Source organism: Pseudomonas sp. G(2018), assembly GCF_005502415.1.
Lineage (GTDB): Bacteria > Pseudomonadota > Gammaproteobacteria > Pseudomonadales > Pseudomonadaceae > Aquipseudomonas.
The window spans coordinates 28,890-47,773 of record NZ_SCOO01000023.1; the positions used below are offsets into that span (position 1 = coordinate 28,890).

The 18,884-nt window shown below is 60.0% G+C and carries 11 protein-coding genes and 1 other RNA gene; 4 read left to right on the forward strand and 8 right to left on the reverse strand.

The features are described from left to right. Positions 1 to 15: 15 nt before the first annotated feature. On the reverse strand, positions 16 to 2,091 hold the full coding sequence (gene dnaX, locus FFS64_RS20455) for a DNA polymerase III subunit gamma/tau (protein ID WP_137806911.1): 2,076 nt from the start codon (positions 2,089 to 2,091) through the stop codon (positions 16 to 18). Between the two features lie 136 nt (positions 2,092 to 2,227). Here dnaX and FFS64_RS20460 point away from each other — a divergent pair, with 136 nt between their 5' ends. Continuing rightward, positions 2,228 to 2,968, forward strand: coding sequence for an ABC transporter substrate-binding protein (locus tag FFS64_RS20460; protein ID WP_137806912.1), 741 nt, complete (start codon positions 2,228 to 2,230; stop codon positions 2,966 to 2,968). A 4-nt stretch (positions 2,969 to 2,972) separates the two neighbouring features. Here the strand turns inward: FFS64_RS20460 and FFS64_RS20465 are convergent, their stop codons facing one another. Beyond that, positions 2,973 to 4,661: a bifunctional diguanylate cyclase/phosphodiesterase gene (locus FFS64_RS20465; protein WP_137806913.1), complete on the reverse strand. Its 1,689-nt coding sequence runs from the start codon at positions 4,659 to 4,661 to the stop codon at positions 2,973 to 2,975. Positions 4,662 to 4,950: 289 nt separating this feature from the next. On the opposite strand from FFS64_RS20465, the gene FFS64_RS20470 reads away from it, so the two are divergent. Then, positions 4,951 to 5,265, forward strand: a complete 315-nt coding sequence (locus FFS64_RS20470) for a helix-turn-helix domain-containing protein (protein ID WP_095197311.1) — start codon at positions 4,951 to 4,953, stop codon at positions 5,263 to 5,265. 176 nt (positions 5,266 to 5,441) lie between these two features. Here FFS64_RS20470 and ffs read toward each other — a convergent pair. The 6 genes from ffs to FFS64_RS20500 all read right to left on the reverse strand — a co-directional run bounded on the left by ffs (position 5,442) and on the right by FFS64_RS20500 (position 14,701). Then, positions 5,442 to 5,538: signal recognition particle sRNA small type (gene ffs, locus FFS64_RS20475), an RNA gene on the reverse strand. Between the two features lie 145 nt (positions 5,539 to 5,683). Then, entirely contained in the window at positions 5,684 to 6,850 is a 1,167-nt protein-coding gene (locus FFS64_RS20480) for a putative zinc-binding metallopeptidase (protein WP_137806914.1), read from the reverse strand. Positions 6,851 to 6,991: 141 nt separating this feature from the next. Further along, the gene (gene ligA, locus FFS64_RS20485) at positions 6,992 to 9,349 is read right to left on the reverse strand and encodes an NAD-dependent DNA ligase LigA (RefSeq protein WP_137806915.1); all 2,358 of its coding nucleotides are present in this window, start codon (positions 9,347 to 9,349) and stop codon (positions 6,992 to 6,994) included. 92 nt (positions 9,350 to 9,441) lie between these two features. Then, a complete protein-coding gene (gene zipA / locus FFS64_RS20490) occupies positions 9,442 to 10,293 on the reverse strand; it encodes a cell division protein ZipA (RefSeq protein ID WP_095197308.1) in 852 nt (283 codons plus the stop codon). 257 nt (positions 10,294 to 10,550) lie between these two features. Next, positions 10,551 to 14,039: a chromosome segregation protein SMC gene (gene smc / locus FFS64_RS20495; RefSeq protein ID WP_137806916.1), complete on the reverse strand. Its 3,489-nt coding sequence runs from the start codon at positions 14,037 to 14,039 to the stop codon at positions 10,551 to 10,553. 2 nt (positions 14,040 to 14,041) lie between these two features. Continuing rightward, a complete protein-coding gene (locus FFS64_RS20500) occupies positions 14,042 to 14,701 on the reverse strand; it encodes a GntR family transcriptional regulator (protein WP_137806917.1) in 660 nt (219 codons plus the stop codon). A 266-nt stretch (positions 14,702 to 14,967) separates the two neighbouring features. Between FFS64_RS20500 and xdhA the strand changes: the two genes are divergently transcribed. Further along, a complete protein-coding gene (gene xdhA / locus FFS64_RS20505) occupies positions 14,968 to 16,422 on the forward strand; it encodes a xanthine dehydrogenase small subunit (protein ID WP_137806918.1) in 1,455 nt (484 codons plus the stop codon). Continuing rightward, positions 16,415 to 18,814, forward strand: coding sequence for a xanthine dehydrogenase molybdopterin binding subunit (gene xdhB / locus FFS64_RS20510; protein ID WP_137806919.1), 2,400 nt, complete (start codon positions 16,415 to 16,417; stop codon positions 18,812 to 18,814). The genes xdhA and xdhB overlap by 8 nt, the downstream gene beginning before the upstream one ends. The last annotated feature ends 70 nt before the right edge of the window (positions 18,815 to 18,884 follow it).

The following is an 18,884-nucleotide window of genomic DNA, read 5'->3' on the forward strand; positions in this document are numbered from 1 at the left end:
GAACGCCTTCAGTTATTAGCCCTGACTGACCAGGGCTTCGACAGGTTCAATAGTATCGTTACGGATCACCGCACCGAACTGCTGCATCATTTGCTGGATGAACGGATCGCCGTGGATCGACTCCTCGGCCTCGCGCTGACGGTCGGCACGACGGCGTGACGCCGCCTGGGCCGGGGTCTCCTGCTCGGGCTTGATCAGCTCCATGGTCAGGGTCAGGGTACGCCCGTGATACTGGTTCAACGCATCGTTGAGGCGACGCTGTTGCGTGGCATTGAACAAGGCGCTGTGGGCCGGGTCCAGGTGCAGCAGCCAATGGTCGCCATCCACGGCGATCAAGGTGCAGTTGGCGGCGATGCTGCCGGTCATGCCGGAGATCGACAGTTTCGGGAACAGTTCCAGCCATTGCAGGGCCAATCCCGTAGCCGGCGCGGCAGCAGGCTCAGGCTCGGGTTCCGGTGTCGGCTCGGCGGCATGTTCGCTGGCCAGATCATCCAGATAGCTGTAAGCCGAGTCCATGTCCGGCTCGATGTAGTCCTCATCCAGCGGCGGCTCGTCGTCCAGGTCCATGCCCGGTGTGGCGGCATCGACTTGGGCCACGGTCGGTTCCGGGATCGGCGCCGCGGCCCACTCTGGAGCGTCCGGTACTGCGCTGTCCGGCGTCGGCAACGGCATCGGCGGTAATTCGGGTTGTTCAGCGGCGGTTTCCAGCACGGGCTCGACCGCTGGCTGCTGGACCGGGGCCGGCTCGACCGGGTCGTTCCACGGCAGGTCGACGACTTCTTCGACCACCACTGGCTCGACCACCGCCTGCGCGATCACCTGCGGCACAACCGGTTCAGGCACGGACGCGGGCTCAGGTGTGACGACTGGCGCAGGTACGACGGGTGCAACTGCCGCAGCGACTACCGGCGCAACAACGGGCGCGGCAGCCACGGATTTGGCGGAATCAACTGTGGCCTGGCTGATCCCCACTGGCTTTAGCGGTTGCCTCGGGGCGTCTGCGGTGTCGGCGGGCCGGAACGCGAGCATGCGCAACAGCACCATTTCGAAGCCGCCTCGCGGGTCCGGCGCCAGCGGCAAGTCGCGACGACCGATCAGCCCCATCTGGTAATAGAACTGCACGTCTTCGGCCGGCAAGGCCTGGGCCAGCGCCAATACCCGGTCACGGTCGCCATGACCGTTGTCGACACCCTCAGGCAAGGCCTGGGCGATGGCGACACGGTGCAACACGTTGAGAATTTCCGAGAGCACGCCATTCCAGTCCGGGCCTTGTTCGGCCAGATGACGGACGGCTTCGAGCAAGGCCTTGGCGTCGCCTTCGATCAACGCATGCAGGACGTCATAGACCTGACCGTGATCGAGGGTCCCGAGCATCGCCCGCACATCGGCGGCCATGACCTTGCCTTCACCAAAGGCAATCGCCTGGTCGGTGAGACTCATGGCATCGCGCATCGAACCGTCGGCGGCGCGGCCCAGCAACCACAGGGCATCGTCTTCAAACGGCACGTTCTCGACACCCAGCACGTGGGTCAAATGCTCGACCACCCGCTCCGGCGTCATGTTCTTCAGGGAGAACTGCAGGCACCGCGAGAGAATCGTTGCAGGAAGTTTCTGCGGGTCGGTGGTGGCCAGGATGAACTTGACGTAGGGTGGCGGCTCTTCAAGGGTTTTGAGCAGCGCATTGAAGGAATGGCTGGAAAGCATGTGCACTTCGTCGATCAGGTAGACCTTGAAGCGCCCGCGGCTCGGCGCGTACTGCACATTGTCGAGCAGCTCGCGGGTATCCTCGACCTTGGTGCGGCTGGCGGCGTCGATCTCGATCAGGTCGACGAAGCGGCCTTCATCGATCTCGCGGCATACCGAACACTCGCCACAGGGCGTGGAAGTGATACCTGTTTCACAGTTCAGGCATTTGGCGATAATCCGCGCGATGGTGGTCTTGCCGACCCCGCGGGTACCGGTGAACAGGTAGGCGTGGTGCAGCCGCTGGCTGTCCAAGGCATTGATCAGAGCCTTGAGCACATGGGTCTGGCCGACCATTTCGCGGAACGAGCGCGGACGCCATTTACGTGCAAGAACCTGATAACTCATCGAAAACCATCGCAACGAAAGAAGCAGAAGCGGCTAATGCTAGCGGAGCAAGGCCAAAATTGCATCCGGTGCGCTCGTCTAATCTGGGTAAGCTACGTTTTGCAGGCTTTTTTGTTTCGAAGATAGCGGAGCGTTTATGCGGATGGCCTTGGGGGCACTGCTGTCGATCAGTCTGAATGGCGTCGCCGCGCAAGCGCCGTTGCGCTTTGTGGTGCCTGACAGTTGGGCGATGCCGATGGTGCAGCTTGAACATGGCCGGCCGACCCAGGGCATTTTGTATGACGTGATGCTCAGCCTCGCGACCCAGGTTGGCGTCCCGGCGCAGTTCCACGTTTTGCCCAGAGGGCGCGTGCAAAGTGCCATGGAGCATGGCGAGGTCGATGTCCGCTGTTATGCCGCGCAATCCTGGTTGCCGAACCAGTCCGGCGACTACCTCTGGAGCATCCCGCTCTTTACTCAACCTGATTTACTGATCAGCCGCCCTGACCCGCAAACCTCGGTGATACCGGCGAACCTGTCGCGACAGTCCATCGGCACCGTGCTCGGCTACAGCTACCCAACCCTTCAACCGCTGTTCGATGCCAATCAGCTGCAACGCGACGACGCCCGCAACCAGGAGCAGGTGCTGGAAAAGCTTCACGCCGGGCGCAATCGCTATGCCGTCAGCAATCAATGGACGCTGGACTGGTTCAATCAGCGGCTGTTGCCGGGCCGACAACTGCAAGGTGTGGCGGTACTGCAGAAGCAAAGCGTCGGTTGCTACGTACGCAATGATCCGAAGGTGCCAGTACAACGGATTCTGCGTACGTTGGTGCGCATGAAAATGTCCGGGGAGATCGATGACATCATTCGGCTTTATATCGGCAGCAAATCATAACCATCTAAACAGAGCACCACTGCGGCGGCGCAACAAACCCTGCCACCCAGCCCGGCACTTCCACGGGCGGCATCGGCCGCGCAATGAAGTATCCCTGAGCCACTTCGCAGCCCAACTGCAGCAGCAACTCCCCGTGCTCGACGCTTTCCAGCCCTTCGGCTATCACCTGCCGCCCAAATGCCCGCGCCAGCCCGATGATCGCGGTGGTCAGGGCAAGGTCGTCACGGTCATGCAGAATATCGCGCACAAAAGATTTATCGATCTTGATGGTTTGGGTGCGCAGACGTTTGAGATAGCTCAGGGACGAATAACCCGTGCCAAAATCCCCCAATGAAAATTGCACTCCCAGCGCCTGGCAGGCTTGCAAGCAGTCGCTCACATGCTGGATGTTCTCGATGGCGACCGACTCGACAATTTCCAGGTCCAGCCGTTGCGGCGCAACCCCGACATGCCTTGCCAGCACACCCTTGAGCCGTTCGACAAAATCCGCCCGCTGAAAATGCCGCGCCGCGATGTTGACGCTCACCGGCCAGTCATGCCCGGCGTGCCGCCATTGCTCCATCTGCGCCAGCACCTGATCCATCACCCACTCACCGATATCGATGATCAGGTCGGTCTCTTCGACCACCGGCAAAAACTCACGGGCAGGTACGATGCCATTTTGCGGATGCTGCCAGCGCAGCAACGCCTCGAAACCGACGACTTTGCCACGACGCATGTCGACCTTGGGCTGGAAATGCAGGCGCAACTCATCGCAAGCCAGCGCCTGACGCACCTGCTCGACCGTCTGGTGGGTGGCCTTGACCTCTCGATCCCGGGACACATCAAATAAATGAAAGCGCTTGCGACCACTCTGCTTGGCCACGTACATCGCCTGATCGGCATGGCGCAACAGCGTTTCGGCATCTTCATTATCATAGGGGAACAGCGTGACGCCGATGCTGGCAAACACATTGATGTCCTTGCCACTGAGCGAGTAAGGCGCGCAGATCGCTTCCAGCACCCGGTTCAGCGCCGCGTGCAATTCCGGCAAGTCGCGCACATAACGCAACACCAGCACAAACTCGTCACCGGCCAGTCGCGCCACCACATCTTCGCCACGCAGGATGCCGCGCAATCGTTTGGCAACTTCCACCAATAAAAGATCGCCGCTGGCATGTCCGTAGCCATCGTTGACGGCCTTGAAACCATCGAGATCGAGCATGCACACGGCCAGCGGGATGCTTTCCTGCCGCGAGAATTCCAGCGCCTGGTCCAGCAAGTCCGAGAGAAACGCGCGATTGGGCAGCCCGGTCAGCACGTCATGTCCGACCCGCCATTGCAGGGAATGCAGCATTTGACGCTTTTCGCTGATATCGAAACGTATCGATAAATAACGCTCGATGCGTCCGGTGGTTTTATCGAGTACCGGCACCATGGTGCTTTCGACCCAATACAGGCTGCCATCTTTCGCGCGGTTGCAGATTTCGCCCTTCCAGACATTGCCCAAGGCGATGGTGCGCCACATTCCGGCGAAGAACTCGGCCGAGTGCATGCCGGAATTAAGCAGGCGATGGTTTTGCCCGAGCAGCTCCTCACGGCTGTAGCCGGAGATCGCGCAGAATTGATCGTTGACGTGGGTAATCCGACCGGTCGGATCGGTTTCGGAAAAAATCGCGGCGGCATCCACGGCCCTGCGGTACTTCTCATCCATGAGTCAGACTCGCTGTCGCTGGCGGTGGGACCCGTTTAAGGCAGCAGCACCAATACTGGTAATATTTTGCAAGGTTTCAGTGTCGGGCCCAGGCTCTCGCAACTCTGCGAGGGGCGCGATAATGGCTCACTCACATTGATCGAACTTGCTGGAACAGGTCACTAAACCACCCTTTTGGTTGGCGATTCTACGAAACACATCACATTTTGCAAAGCAAGGTGATGGATCATGCAGTTGTCTAATGCAAAAATCTATCGTTAAGTTCTTGATTCTGAATGGGAATTGAGCGATGCAAATTTCAAGTTTGGGTCCGGCCATTCGGCGCTACCGCAAGGTCGCGGGGCTTACTCAGGCTGAACTTGGCGAAAGAACCGGTTTTGACCCCAAAACCATCAGCCGCTTCGAAACCGGCACCTATACCCCCAGCGTCGATGTACTGTTCTTGCTTGCCAATGTGCTGGGCGTGAAGCTGAAAGCCTTTTTCGTCGATCCGGGCGATGAAGATGAACAGCGGGCGTATCTGTTCGGTGTCATACACAAAGCCACCCCGAAGGATCTGGGAAAGCTGATTGCAGCGGTTGACCAGGCCTTGTCCAAGCCTTAGTGCCAGAAAAGAAAAAAGGAGGCCGACTTGTCGCACTGACAGGTCGGCCTCCTTTTTATGTCGCGACACAAACTGGAAACGACAGAAAACCGCAATGGACAAACTCCATGGCAGTGCAATTAAAAGTATTCATTCGGATAACGCGAGAGAGGACTCGCCTGGCGTTAAGGTGGCGACCCCACCAGCCACACCCCGGCACACAATGTCACCGCTGCGGCTGCTCCCTTCCAGGCCTGACCGGGTTCACGGCTGATCGTTGCGGGGGGACCGATGGGGTCACCATAACGACGCTCACCTGTCGGCGAGCCGCGCCATTGTACCTATCTGAGACGAAGTTACAACCGTTCGGGCGGATTAAAAAATATAGCTGCTTCAAGGACATGCAGAACGCCTGAAAGATCACGGCCTCCGCCCGCCTTCACAGGTCCTGTACGACCTCATCCGCCCTGCCGCCCTCGCGCTGGATGACCAGATGAATGAAGTGCAGCTTGGCGATCACCGCCGGTGGCAGCACAAAGGGATAAAAATCCGGCTGCCCCATGCTGCGCGACAGTTCATTGAGCATGCCGGCCAGCTCGATCCAGGCGTTGACAAAGGAGAGAAACGCCGCGCCGCCGGGATGCTGCGAATCGTAGAGGGTATCCAGCGGAAATGGCTGGTAGTCGAAGTCCATTTCCCGGGCACTCATGCCAAACCCCAATGCCGTATCTACCGCGTCCATCATGTGCAGGTAGTGCGCCCAGGTTTCCGCCCAGTCTTCCCAAGGGTGCATGGTGGCGTAGGCGCTGACGGAGTGCTGCTGCCAGTCAAGCGGAGCGCCTTGCTGATAATGCCGCTCCAGGGCGTCGGCATAGCTGGCGCGCTCATCGCCGAACAGCCCGCGAAACGGTTCCAGCCAATCGGTGTTGGCAATCAACCGATCCCAGTAGTAGTGCCCGACTTCGTGCCGAAAGTGCCCGAGCAAAGTGCGATAGGGTTCGTGCATCTGCACCCTTACCTGTTCGCGATGGGCGTCATCGGCTTCTTTGATATCAAGGGTGATCAGGCCATTGGCGTGGCCTGTGGTCGGTGACTTGCCTTCGAGGTCCACGCCAATGAAATCGAAGGCCAGACCCGTCTCTTCGTCGACCGTCCTAGGGATTACCTGCAGGCCCAGGCTGATCAACTGCGCCACCAGACGTCGCTTGGCGGTTTCCACCTTGCGCCAGCGTTCGTGGTTCTCGGTGATCGATAGATCGGGAATGGTGCGATTCAGGCCACAGGCGATGCACAAGGCATCCTGATCATTGGCGCGCAGCAGCCAATTGCAGGCGGCCGGGGAATCGAGGTTGGCGCAACGGCGAAACAGGCCGGCGTCGGGATCGACATCAAGGGTCCAGGTATCCGATTGCACGCCCGGCTGCAGCGACGACAAGCGACTCTGCTCCGACTGATAGCCCAAGGCTGCCGAACAGGCCAGGCATTGACTGTTGCGAAAGAACAGCGACTGCCCGCAACGACAGGGCCAAACCTTGCTGTTGCGCGAACTCTCACCCATGAAAGGCGCGGCGATACGCGTGCTGAGCTGTTCGAAGAATCGGTACATGGCGATCTCTCCCTGGGGCTTGCCAAGACTAGATCATTCCCGAGAGGTGATCGTTCCCGTTTTTTGCGGGGCTGTTGAAATCACCTTCGCGAGCAGGCTCGCTCCCACAAAGTAACTGTGGGAACGGGCTTGCGAAAGATGTCAGATCGGAATGCCGTGATCCTTCAGGAAGCCGACAAACGCCTCTTCATCCAGCACCTTGAGCCCCAGCTCATTGGCCTTGGTCAACTTCGACCCCGCCCCCGGGCCTGCCACCACGCAATGGGTCTTGGCCGATACCGAACCGGCGACCTTGGCGCCGAGGCTTTCGAGCTTGTCCTTGGCTACATCGCGGCTCATCAACTCCAGCGAACCGGTCAGCACCCAGGTCTGACCGGCCAGCGGCAAACCTTCCACGACTTTCTTTTCGCTGTGCCAGTGCATACCGAAATCGGCCAATTGCGCTTCTGCCGTCAGGGAGCGTTGGCGATTGTCTTCGACCGAGAAAAACTCCCGAACCGAATTAGCCTGCTTCTCCGGCAGCGCCTGGCGCATGTCCAGCCAGTCAGCGTCGATCACCCCTTGCAACGAACCGAACCTGTCGGCCAGCTTCTGCGCCCCGCCCGGTCCGACCGAAGGAATGTGCAACTTGTCGAGGAAACCACCGAGGGTAGTGCTGGCGGCAAATTCCGCACCCAGTTCGCCCTGATCCTGAATCTGCAAGCCGTGCTTGAACAGATCGGCGATCACCTGCTGGTTATGAGCATCCTCAAAGAAACTGTGAATCTCATGGGCCACTTCCAGGCCGACATCCGGCAAGTAAGTCAGCACTTGCGGCAGCGCTTGCTGCACTCGCTCCAGTGAGCCCAGGGAACGTGCTAGCACCTTGGCCGTCTCTTCGCCGACATCGGGAATCCCGAGGGCGTAGATGAAGCGCGCCAGGCCCGGTTTCTTGCTGTCTTCGATGGCACCGAGCAACTTCCGGCTCGACAGTTCGGCAAAGCCTTCCAGATCGACAATATCCTCGAACTTCAAGGCATAGAGATCAGCAGGCGAACTCACCAGCCCCTCATCCACCAGTTGCTCGACGCTCTTGTCGCCCAGGCCTTCGATGTCCATCGCCCGACGGGAAACGAAGTGAATGATCGCCTGCTTGAGTTGTGCACCGCAGGCCAGTCGACCGACACAGCGATACACCGCGCCTTCGCTGACCGTCTCGCGCCCCTTGCTGCGCTTGACCAGTTGCGTGCGTTCGACATGGGACCCGCAGACCGGGCATTGCTCCGGAATCTGCACCGGCCGCGCGTTTTCCGGACGCCGCTCGGTGACCACTTGCACCACTTGCGGAATCACGTCACCGGCGCGACGAATGATCACCGTGTCGCCGATCATCAGCCCCAGACGCGCCACCTCATCCATATTGTGCAGCGTCGCGTTGGCCACGGTGACACCCGCGACCTTGACCGGTTTCAGGCGTGCCACTGGCGTGACCGCACCGGTGCGGCCGACCTGGAATTCCACGTCGAGCAATTCGGTGAGCTCTTCCATGGCCGGGAATTTATGAGCGATGGCCCAGCGCGGTTCGCGGGCGCGGAAACCCAGCTCACGCTGGGAGGCGATGCTGTTGACCTTGAACACCACGCCGTCGATTTCATAGGGCAACGCGTTGCGGCGTTCGCCGATGTCGCGGTAGTAATCCAGGCACGCATCGATGCCGTTCGCCAGTTTCAGCTCATGGCTGATCGGCATGCCCCAGGCTTTGAGCTGCTGCAGATTGCCAATGTGCGTGTCGGCGATATCCGCAGACACCTGGCCGATCCCGTAGCAGCAGAATTCCAGTGGCCGATTGGCGGTGATCTTCGAGTCCAGTTGCCGCAAACTGCCCGCCGCCGCATTGCGCGGGTTCGCGAACGTCTTGCCGCCGACTTCCAGCTGTGTGGCGTTGAGCCGCTCGAATCCAGCCTTGGACATGAATACTTCGCCGCGTACTTCCAGGGTTGCCGGCCAGCCCGTGCCGTGCAGCTTGAGCGGGATGTTACGCACGGTACGCACGTTGACACTGATGTCTTCACCGGTGGTGCCGTCGCCGCGCGTGGCACCACGCACCAGCACACCCTCCTGATACAACAGGCTGACTGCCAGGCCATCGAGTTTTGGTTCGCAGCTGTATTCAACCGCCGCACCACCACCAAACAGGTCGCCGGCCGGCAGGTCCAGCCCCTCCGTTACCCGGCGATCGAATTCGCGCATGTCGGTTTCTTCGAAGGCGTTGCCGAGGCTGAGCATCGGTACTTCGTGACGCACCTGGGTGAATGCCGACAACGCCGCACTGCCCACCCGCTGGGTCGGCGAGTCACTGGTGATCAATTCTGGATTGGCGGCTTCAAGCGCCTTGAGCTCATTGAATAACCGATCGTACTCAACGTCCGGGATACTCGGCTCGTCCAGCACGTGGTAGCGATAGTTGTGCAGATCCAGCTCGGCACGCAGCTCTAGAATGCGTTCTTTGGCGGCAGTCATGGGTGTTCTCTCATAAAGCAAAAGAGCAGCCGAGGCTGCTCAATCTATTTTGCCGATCGTCCCGCGCCCGGGCACGGGAACAACCCTTTGAATCAACGCTTCTGGGTCAGTGCGCGACGCTCGAATTCAACGATGCGCTGACGATAGTGCTCGATCGTCTGGGCGGTCAGCACGCTGCGCTGATCGTCTTTCAGTTCGCCGTTCAGCTCTTGCGACAGCTTGCGAGCCGCCGCCACCATCACGTCGAAGGCCTGCTTCGGATGACGCGGGCCTGGCAGCCCCAGGAAGAAGCTCACCGCCGGTGTGCTGAAGTGGTCGATGTCATCCAGATCGAAAACCCCTGGCTTGACCGCGTTGGCCATGGAGAACAGCACTTCGCCATTACCCGCCATGCTTTCGTGACGATGGAAGATATCCATTTCGCCAAAGCGCAAACCGCTTTCCAGAATGTTCTGCAACAGCGCCGGGCCTTTGAAACCGGCCGCATCGCGGCAAATCACGCTGATGACCAACACTTCTTCAGCTTGTGGCTGTTCTTTGTCGCTGACCGAAGGCGAAGCCTTGGTGTCTTCGACGAAATCATCGTCGCGGCTGCTGAAGCTTGGGCCGCCATCCAGATCGAGACTCAGATTCATATCGCCCTGGGACGGCTCGCCACCACGCTTGCCGCGCTTGGAACCCGACTCACGAGGCTCGCGTGCCGGCATGCTCACCGACGGCAGATCCTGCTCGTCCAGTTGCGGTTCCTTGTGGTTGTCCAGCACGCGGGACGGGCCCAACAGCTCGGCGCTGGTGTCCTCGTCCGGCAGGTTGGACAGGCTTCGGTCAAGACGGAACTTCAGTTTTCCCTTGCCGCCACGCATACGGCGCCAGCCATCAAAAAGAATACCGGCAATGACAATAATGCCGATGACGATCAGCCACTCGCGCAGACCGATTTCCATGTAATCCCGTGCCTCTATAAAAAATGCTGAAAAATAAGGGGTTTACAACCTGTAAACCGCTTTAAAACGTGGCGCCAACTCTATGTTCTGACAGGCGTTTTGCCCACGTATACGAAAAATTGACATTAAACTAGCACGACCAAAGGCAACTTTACACCGTCTGTCACTATGGCTTCAGCGAATATGTCGATTGGCCAGCAAGTCAGGACAAGTAAAAAAGTCCTATAAGCCCGTAGTATCCATCCTACAGATACAAATCAGGCATCCACCATCGCCATCGCCTCCTCGACATCCACTGCCACCAGTCGCGAACAACCAGGCTCGTGCATCGTCACCCCCATCAATTGTTCGGCCATTTCCATGGCGATCTTGTTGTGGGTGATATAGATGAACTGCACCGTCTGCGACATCTCTTTGACCAGCCGTGCGTAGCGTCCCACGTTAGCGTCATCCAATGGCGCGTCAACCTCGTCGAGCATGCAGAACGGCGCCGGGTTCAACTTGAAGATCGCAAAAACCAGGGCCAATGCCGTCAGGGCCTTTTCGCCACCGGAGAGCAAATGGATGGTGCTGTTCTTCTTTCCGGGCGGCTGCGCCATGATCGTCACCCCTGTATCGAGTAGATCTTCGCCCGTCAGTTCCAAATACGCGCGACCTCCACCGAAAACTTTTGGGAAAAGCGCCTGTAAACCGCCATTGATCTGATCAAAGGTATCCTTGAAGCGGTTGCGGGTTTCCTTGTCGATCTTGCGAATCACGTTTTCCAGTGTCTCAAGCGCTTCCACCAGATCGTCGTTTTGCGCATCCAGATAACGTTTACGCTCGGATTGTTGCTGGTATTCGTCAATGGCCGCGAGGTTGATCGCACCGAGGCGCGCAATCCGCGCGGCGATGCGTTCGAGCTCTTCTTCGGCGGCCTTTTCGCTGGCCTCGGCGGTCAGTGTGGCAAGCACGCCATGCAGGTCGTAACCGTCTTCGAGCAACTGGTCTTGCAAGGCTTTGCGTCGCACGGTCAGGGCTTGCCATTCCATGCGCTGATGTTCGAGCTGACTGCGGATCAACTGCGATTGCTGCTCGGCCTGGCTGCGGCGCTTCTCGGCGTCGCGCAGTTCGCGGTCGGCGTCTTCGAGAGCGATCTGCGCGGTCTTGAGTTCTTCGTCGACGGTCATGCGCTTGTCGAGCAACTCTTCAAGTTTCAGGCGCAACTCTTCCAGCGGTGCCTCGCCCTCCTCCAGATTGAGGCTCAACTGCTCACGCTTTTCGGTCAGGCGTTCGGACTGCATCTCCAGTCGCTCCAGCGCCTGGCGCGTCGAATCGTGCTGCGCCCGCAGGGAACCGAGGCGCACCGCCAGTTGATGGGCGTGATCCTTGTGTTGCCGCGCTTCCTGACGCACCCGGTCCAGCCGCTCGCGCAAGCTGTCGCGTTGGGCCAGCAGTAACTCGCGCTGCTCGGTGTCCAGCGCCATGCTGTCGAGGGCTTCCTGCAATTGCAGGCGCGCTTCGCCGATGTGCTCGTGCTCCAGCGCACGCTGTTCATTCAACTCGGCGAGTTCTTCATCGAGTCGGGTGCGGCGCAGGGTCAACTGTTCGGCCTTGGCTTTGCCGGCCGATAACTGGGCCTTCAATTCACCTTGCTGACGGGCTTCGTCTTGCAGCAATCGACGCAAATGTTCGCGACCGTTTTCCTGCTGGCGCTGTTGCGCGCGCAGGTTTTGAAGCTGGGTTTCCAGGGTTTCGACGGCGGCTTCACGCTCTTCACGCTCAAGGCCCAACTGCTGGATTTCCTGCCCCCGGGCCAGAACACCGCTTTCCGCTTCGCTGGCACGCCGCACCCGCAGGAAATGCCGGCCGACCCAAAAACCGTCGCGGCTGATCAGGCTCTGCCCGACGGCCAATTGCCCGCGTAAAGCCAGGGCCTGCTCAAGGCTCTCGACCGGTTTGACCTGACCCAACCACGGCGACAGATCGATCTGCGCCTCGACCTTGTCGAGCAAGCTGCCCGGCACACGCACGCCATCGCTGGCCGGACTGAGCAAACGCAGATCACCCTGGGCAAATCCGGACAGATCGAAAGCGTTGAAATCGTCCACCAGCACCGCTTGCAGATCGGCACCCAGCACGGTTTCCACCGCCAGCTCCCAACCTGCTTCAACTTTCAGGCCTTCGGCCAGACGCGGGCGATCCGCCAGATGTTGATCGCGCAGCCACTCGGCAGTACCGGTGCCTGGATCGAGGGCCGCTTGCTGCAAGGCTTCCAGCGACGCCAGACGCCCATTGAGCCGCTGCAAATCGCCCTGGGCCTGTTGCTGCGCCGACAGGGTTTGCTGCAATTGCTGGCGCAGTTGCTCGAGCTTTTCAACCTGAGCTTCTTCACTGGTCTGCAAATCTTCCAGGGTCGCTTCGGATTCAGCGAGTTGCTCGTTGAGCTCCATGATCGCCTGGTCTTCCGGGTCCGCCGCAAGCAAGGCACGCTCTTCGCCCAGACGCTTCTGGCGATCGGCCAGACGCTCAAGGCTGGTTTCCAGCTGCTGGATTCGCGATTGCTGAACTTCGGCCTGACGCCGCGGCTCGGCGGCGGTCAGATTGAACGTGTCCCACTGCTCCTGCCAGCCATGCATGGTGGTTTCGGATTCCTCCAGCGCGGCGGCGGCCTCTTCGGCGGCGGCGCTGGTGACTTCCTGCTCGGGGGTGAGCATGTCCAGCTCCTCACCAAGGGTCAGCAGCAAAGTGCGGTCATGGCCCAGGTGCGACTCGGTTTCCAGGCGCGCGCGCTCGGCTTCTTTCAAATCGTCCTGCAGCTGGCGCAAACGCTGCTGACCGTGCTGAATGCTCTGTTCGACCCGGGCGATATCGCCACCGACCGAATAGAAACGTCCCTGCACCAGATTGAAGCGTTCTGACAGGTCATGGTGCCCGTCCCGCAAGCGTTCGATGCTGGCATCGGCATTGCGCTGCTCGGCCACCAAGGCTTCGAAACTGATTTCCTGGGTGCCGATGATCCCCTCACGCTGGCCGACCTGATCGTTCAGATCCTGCCAGCGCAGGGCCGACAGTTGCGCCTTGAGTTGACGCTCCTCGCCCTTGTATTCCTGGTACTTCTTGGCGGCCTCGGCCTGGCGGTGCAAGCGTTCAAGCTGACGCTCCAGCTCTTCGCGCAGGTCGGTCAAGCGCTCCAGGTTTTCATGGGTTCGACGAATGCGGTTTTCGGTCTCGCGCCGACGCTCCTTGTACTTGGAGATGCCCGCCGCTTCCTCGATAAAGTTGCGCAAGTCTTCGGGTTTGGACTCGATCAGCTTGGAGATCATCCCCTGCTCGATGATCGAGTAACTGCGCGGACCCAGGCCGGTGCCGAGGAAGATGTCGGTGATGTCACGGCGCCGGCATTTGGTGCCGTTGAGGTAGTAGGTGGTCTGGCTATCACGGGTCACTTTGCGGCGGATGGAAATCTCCGCATAGGCCGCATATTCACCGAGCAGTGTGCCGTCAGAGTTATCGAACACCAGTTCGATGCTCGCCTGACTCACGGGTTTGCGGCTGGTGGAGCCATTGAAGATGACGTCGGTCATCGACTCGCCGCGCAAGTTCTTGGCCGAGCTCTCGCCCATCACCCAGCGCACGGCATCGATGATGTTCGATTTGCCGCAACCATTGGGCCCGACCACCGCCGCCATGTTACTGGGGAAGTTCACCGTGGTCGGGTCGACAAAGGATTTGAACCCCGCCAGCTTGATGCACTTTAGCCGCACGCTCAGGCGTCCGTCAGGGCTGAGATCACCAGATCGCAACTGCGCTGGCCATAAGCCGTCAGCACTTGGCGAATCTGTGGAAAGTCACGGGCGATCACCGCGGCGAGCAGGCGCTCGAACAGCTCCAGGTACTCGCTCATCGAGGCCTTGCGCTGATCCAGCGCCAGGAAGTAGGCACGGCTCATGGCCGGCTGCAGATTCTCGACGGTTTCCTGCAGATAAGGATTGTCGGCGAACGGATACGTAGCGCGCATCACATTGAAACTGTCGTCGACGAAGGTATGGATGTCCTGACGTTCGTAACTGGCGGTCAGGCGCTGCTGAATTTGCACGAACGGCGCCAGGTCAGCCTGGACTTTCCAGCCATTGGCCACGGCGTTGGCCAGCAGGATGTACATCTCGCTCATCAGCGTGCACAGGCTTCGCACTTTGTGCGCGGTGAGTTCGGTCACATGGGCGCCACGTCGCGGCAGGATCGCGATCAGGTGGCGACGCTCGAGAATCAGCAAGGCCTCGCGGACAGAACCACGGCTGACGTCGAGCGCCTGCGTGACCTTCTGCTCCTGGATGCGCTCCCCGGGCTTCATTTCGCCGCGAATGATGCGTTCGGCGAGGTGGTGAGCGATTTGCTCGGCGAGGCTGTCCGGCGCCTTGAACGTCATGGTTGTCCTTCAAACTCTTCGATTTGCACAAGCGGCGCAGTGTAGCGCAATTGATACGTCATGGCGGAGTGCCCAACCGGCGGAATTTGGCACGATTCAAGCAAAAAGCAGGCTATCCCGCGAGGGTCAATACTGTAGGAACCCGTTGTTGATCGACGAAATGCATTTTCCTGACCTTTAAGTCAGAAAATCATTGACCGGAAAGTCAGACCTGCTAAATTCGGTTCAAGTCGGTTAACAACAATAATGAGTCTGCGAGGCCTTCCGTGATCCAGTTTTTACTAAACCAGGAACTCCGTAGCGAGCACGCCCTGGACCCGAACCTGACCGTGCTCAATTATCTGCGCGACCATGTGGGCAAACCCGGCACCAAAGAAGGCTGCGCCAGCGGTGACTGTGGCGCGTGCACCGTGGTGGTCGGCGAGTTGCAGACGGATGATGCGGGCCGCGAACACATTCGCTATCGCAGCCTCAACTCGTGCCTGACGTTCGTTTCGTCCCTGCACGGCAAACAACTGATCAGTGTCGAAGACCTCAAACACCAAGGCGAGCTGCACAGCGTGCAGAAAGCCATGGTCGAGTGCCACGGCTCGCAATGCGGCTTCTGCACCCCCGGTTTCGTGATGTCACTGTTCGCCCTGCAAAAGAACAGCGATGAACCTGACTCGCACAAGGCCCACGAAGCCCTTGCAGGCAATCTGTGCCGCTGCACCGGCTATCGGCCGATTCTGGAAGCGGCCCAGCAATCCTGCTGCGGCAAAAAACCGGACCAGTTCGACGCCCGTGAAGCCGAGACCATTGCCCGCCTGAAAGCCATCGCCCCCACCGATATCGGCGAACTCAACAGTGGCGACAAACGCTGCCTGGTGCCGCTGACCGTGGCCGATCTGGCCGACCTCTACGACGCTTATCCACAGGCACGCCTGCTGGCCGGCGGCACGGACCTGGCACTGGAAGTGACGCAGTTCCACCGCACCCTGCCGGTGATGATCTACGTCGGCAACGTCGCCGAAATGAAGCACATCGAACGCTTCGAAGACCGCCTGGAAATCGGCGCCGCCACCGCCCTCTCCGACTGCTACGACGCCCTTAAGGCCGAGTACCCGGATTTCGGCGAATTGCTGCAGCGTTTCGCTTCCCTGCAGATCCGCAACCAGGGCACCCTGGGCGGCAACATCGGCAACGCTTCACCCATCGGTGATTCGCCACCGCTGCTGATTGCCCTCGGCGCACAGATCGTGCTGTGCAAGGGCGAAACCCGCCGCACCATGGCCCTGGAAGATTACTTCATCGATTACCGCGTCACGGCGCGCCAGGAAAGCGAGTTCATCGAGAAGATCATCGTGCCGCGCGCCAGCGCTGAACAATTGTTCCGCGCCTACAAGGTGTCCAAGCGTCTGGACGATGATATCTCGGCGGTTTGCGCGGCTTTCAATATCCGCCTCGAAAACGGCGTGATTGCCGATGCCCGCGTGGCTTTCGGCGGCATGGCGGCGATTCCGAAACGGGCCAGCGCCTGCGAAACCGTCCTGCGCAATGCGCCGTTCAACAGTGCCACCGTCGAACGCGCCTGCGCCGCCCTGGCCGAAGATTTCACCCCGCTCTCGGACTTCCGCGCCAGCAAGGAATATCGCCTGCTCAGCGCGCAGAACCTGCTGCGCAAATACTTCATCGAACTGCAAACACCGCACATCGAGACTCGGGTGACCGCTTATGTCTAACCATCACGCCGTAGAGAAGACCCAAGCCGAACTGGCTGAACTGTTCGCCAAGGACCTGACCACCGGTGTCGGCCGCAGCGTCAAGCACGACAGCGCCGCCAAGCATGTGTCCGGTGAAGCGCAGTACATCGACGATCGGCTGGAATTCCCCAATCAGCTGCACGTCTATGCGCGCCTGTCGGACCGCGCCCACGCGAAGATCATCAGCATCGACACCACGCCCTGCTACGCCTTCGAGGGTGTGCGCATCGCCATCACCCACGAAGACGTTCCGGGGCTGAAAGACATCGGTCCGCTGATGCCCGGTGACCCATTGCTGGCCATCGACACGGTGCAGTTCGTCGGCCAGGTGGTGCTGGCCGTGGCCGCCCGTGACCTGGAGACCGCACGCAAAGCCGCCATGGCCGCAGTGATCGAATACGAAGATCTGGAACCGGTGCTGGACGTGGTCGAGGCCTTCCGCAAAAAGCATTTCGTGCTGGACAGCCATACCCATGAACGCGGTGATTCGGCAGGCGCGCTGGCGACGGCAAAAAATCGCATCCAGGGCACATTGCACATCGGCGGCCAGGAGCACTTTTACCTGGAAACCCAGATCTCTTCGGTAATGCCTACCGAAGACGGTGGAATGATCGTTTACTGCTCCACGCAAAACCCCACCGAAGTGCAGAAGCTGGTGGCTGAAGTCCTGGACGTGTCGATGAACAAGATCGTCGTCGACATGCGCCGCATGGGCGGTGGTTTCGGCGGCAAGGAAACCCAGGCGGCGAGCCCGGCCTGCCTGTGTGCGGTGATCGCGCACCTGACCGGCCAACCGACCAAGATGCGTCTGCCACGGGTCGAAGACATGCTGATGACCGGCAAACGCCATCCCTTCTATGTCGAATATGACGTGGGTTTTGACGACAGCGGGCGCCTGCACGGCATCCAGCTGGAACTGGCGGGCAACTGCGGCTGCTCGCCGGACCTGTCGAACTCGATCGTCGACCGGGCGATGTTCCACTCGGACAACTCGTATTACTTGGGCGATGCGACCATCAACGGTCATCGCTGCAAGACCAACACCGCCTCGAACACCGCTTACCGTGGTTTCGGCGGTCCGCAAGGCATGGTCGCCATCGAAGAAGTGATGGACGCCATCGCCCGTCATCTGGCCCTCGATCCGCTGGCGGTACGCAAGGCCAACTATTACGGCAAGACCGAGCGCAACGTCACCCATTACTACCAGACCGTCGAGCACAACATGCTCGAGGAAATGACCGCCGAACTGGAAGAAAGCAGCCAGTACGCCGAGCGCCGCGAAGCGATCCGTCGCTACAACGCCAACAGCCCGATCCTGAAAAAAGGCCTGGCGCTGACCCCGGTGAAATTCGGCATTTCCTTCACCGCCAGCTTCCTCAACCAGGCAGGCGCCTTGGTACATGTCTACACCGACGGCAGCATCCATCTGAACCATGGCGGCACGGAAATGGGCCAGGGCCTGAACACCAAGGTTGCGCAGGTGGTGGCCGAAGTGTTCCAGGTGGAAATGGACCGCGTGCAGATCACCGCGACCAACACCGACAAAGTACCGAACACCTCGCCGACCGCAGCGTCCAGCGGTGCGGATTTAAATGGTAAAGCTGCACAGAACGCTGCAGAGACCATCAAGAAACGCCTGATCGAATTCGCCGCGCGGCAATACAAAGTCAGCGAAGAAGACGTGGAATTCCATAACGGCCACGTACGGGTTCGCGATCACATCCTGACCTTCGAAGCGCTGATCCAGCAGGCGTACTTCGCCCAGGTGTCGCTGTCGAGCACCGGGTTCTACAAGACCCCGAAAATCTACTACGACCGCAGCCAGGCCCGTGGTCGTCCGTTCTACTACTTCGCGTTCGGCGCGGCGTGCTGTGAAGTGCTGGTCGACACCCTGACCGGCGAATACAAGATGCTGCGCACCGACATCCTCCACGACGTCGGCGCCTCGCTGAACCCGGCCATCGACATCGGCCAGGTCGAGGGCGGTTTCATCCAGGGCATGGGGTGGCTGACCATGGAAGAACTGGTGTGGAACAACAAGGGCAAGCTGATGACCAACGGCCCGGCCAGCTACAAGATCCCGGCCGTGGCGGACATGCCGCTGGACCTGCGGGTGAAGCTGGTGGAAAACCGCAAGAACCCGGAAGACACGGTGTTCCACTCCAAGGCCGTGGGCGAGCCGCCGTTCATGCTTGGCATCGCCGCGTGGTGCGCGATCAAGGACGCGGTAGCGAGCCTGGGCGACTACCGGCATCAACCGAAAATCGACGCACCGGCGACGCCGGAGCGGGTGTTGTGGGGCTGTGAGCAGATGCGCAAGTTGAAGATGGCGAAAGCCGTTGAAGCCGAAGCCGAGTTGGCTTCGCTCTAAACCGAGGCGCGCCAATCGCTGGCAAGCCAGCGATGAGACCCGAACAGACAACGATGTTGTAGGGGTGAAA

Coding starts and splice junctions, on each gene's coding strand:
- dnaX (WP_137806911.1), bottom strand. CDS start 2,091: ATGAGTTATCAGGTTCTTGCACGTAAATGGCGTCCGCGCTCGTTCCGC.
- FFS64_RS20460 (WP_137806912.1), top strand. CDS start 2,228: ATGCGGATGGCCTTGGGGGCACTGCTGTCGATCAGTCTGAATGGCGTC.
- FFS64_RS20465 (WP_137806913.1), bottom strand. CDS start 4,661: ATGGATGAGAAGTACCGCAGGGCCGTGGATGCCGCCGCGATTTTTTCC.
- FFS64_RS20470 (WP_095197311.1), top strand. CDS start 4,951: ATGCAAATTTCAAGTTTGGGTCCGGCCATTCGGCGCTACCGCAAGGTC.
- FFS64_RS20480 (WP_137806914.1), bottom strand. CDS start 6,850: ATGTACCGATTCTTCGAACAGCTCAGCACGCGTATCGCCGCGCCTTTC.
- ligA (WP_137806915.1), bottom strand. CDS start 9,349: ATGACTGCCGCCAAAGAACGCATTCTAGAGCTGCGTGCCGAGCTGGAT.
- zipA (WP_095197308.1), bottom strand. CDS start 10,293: ATGGAAATCGGTCTGCGCGAGTGGCTGATCGTCATCGGCATTATTGTC.
- FFS64_RS20500 (WP_137806917.1), bottom strand. CDS start 14,701: ATGACGTTCAAGGCGCCGGACAGCCTCGCCGAGCAAATCGCTCACCAC.
- xdhB (WP_137806919.1), top strand. CDS start 16,415: ATGTCTAACCATCACGCCGTAGAGAAGACCCAAGCCGAACTGGCTGAA.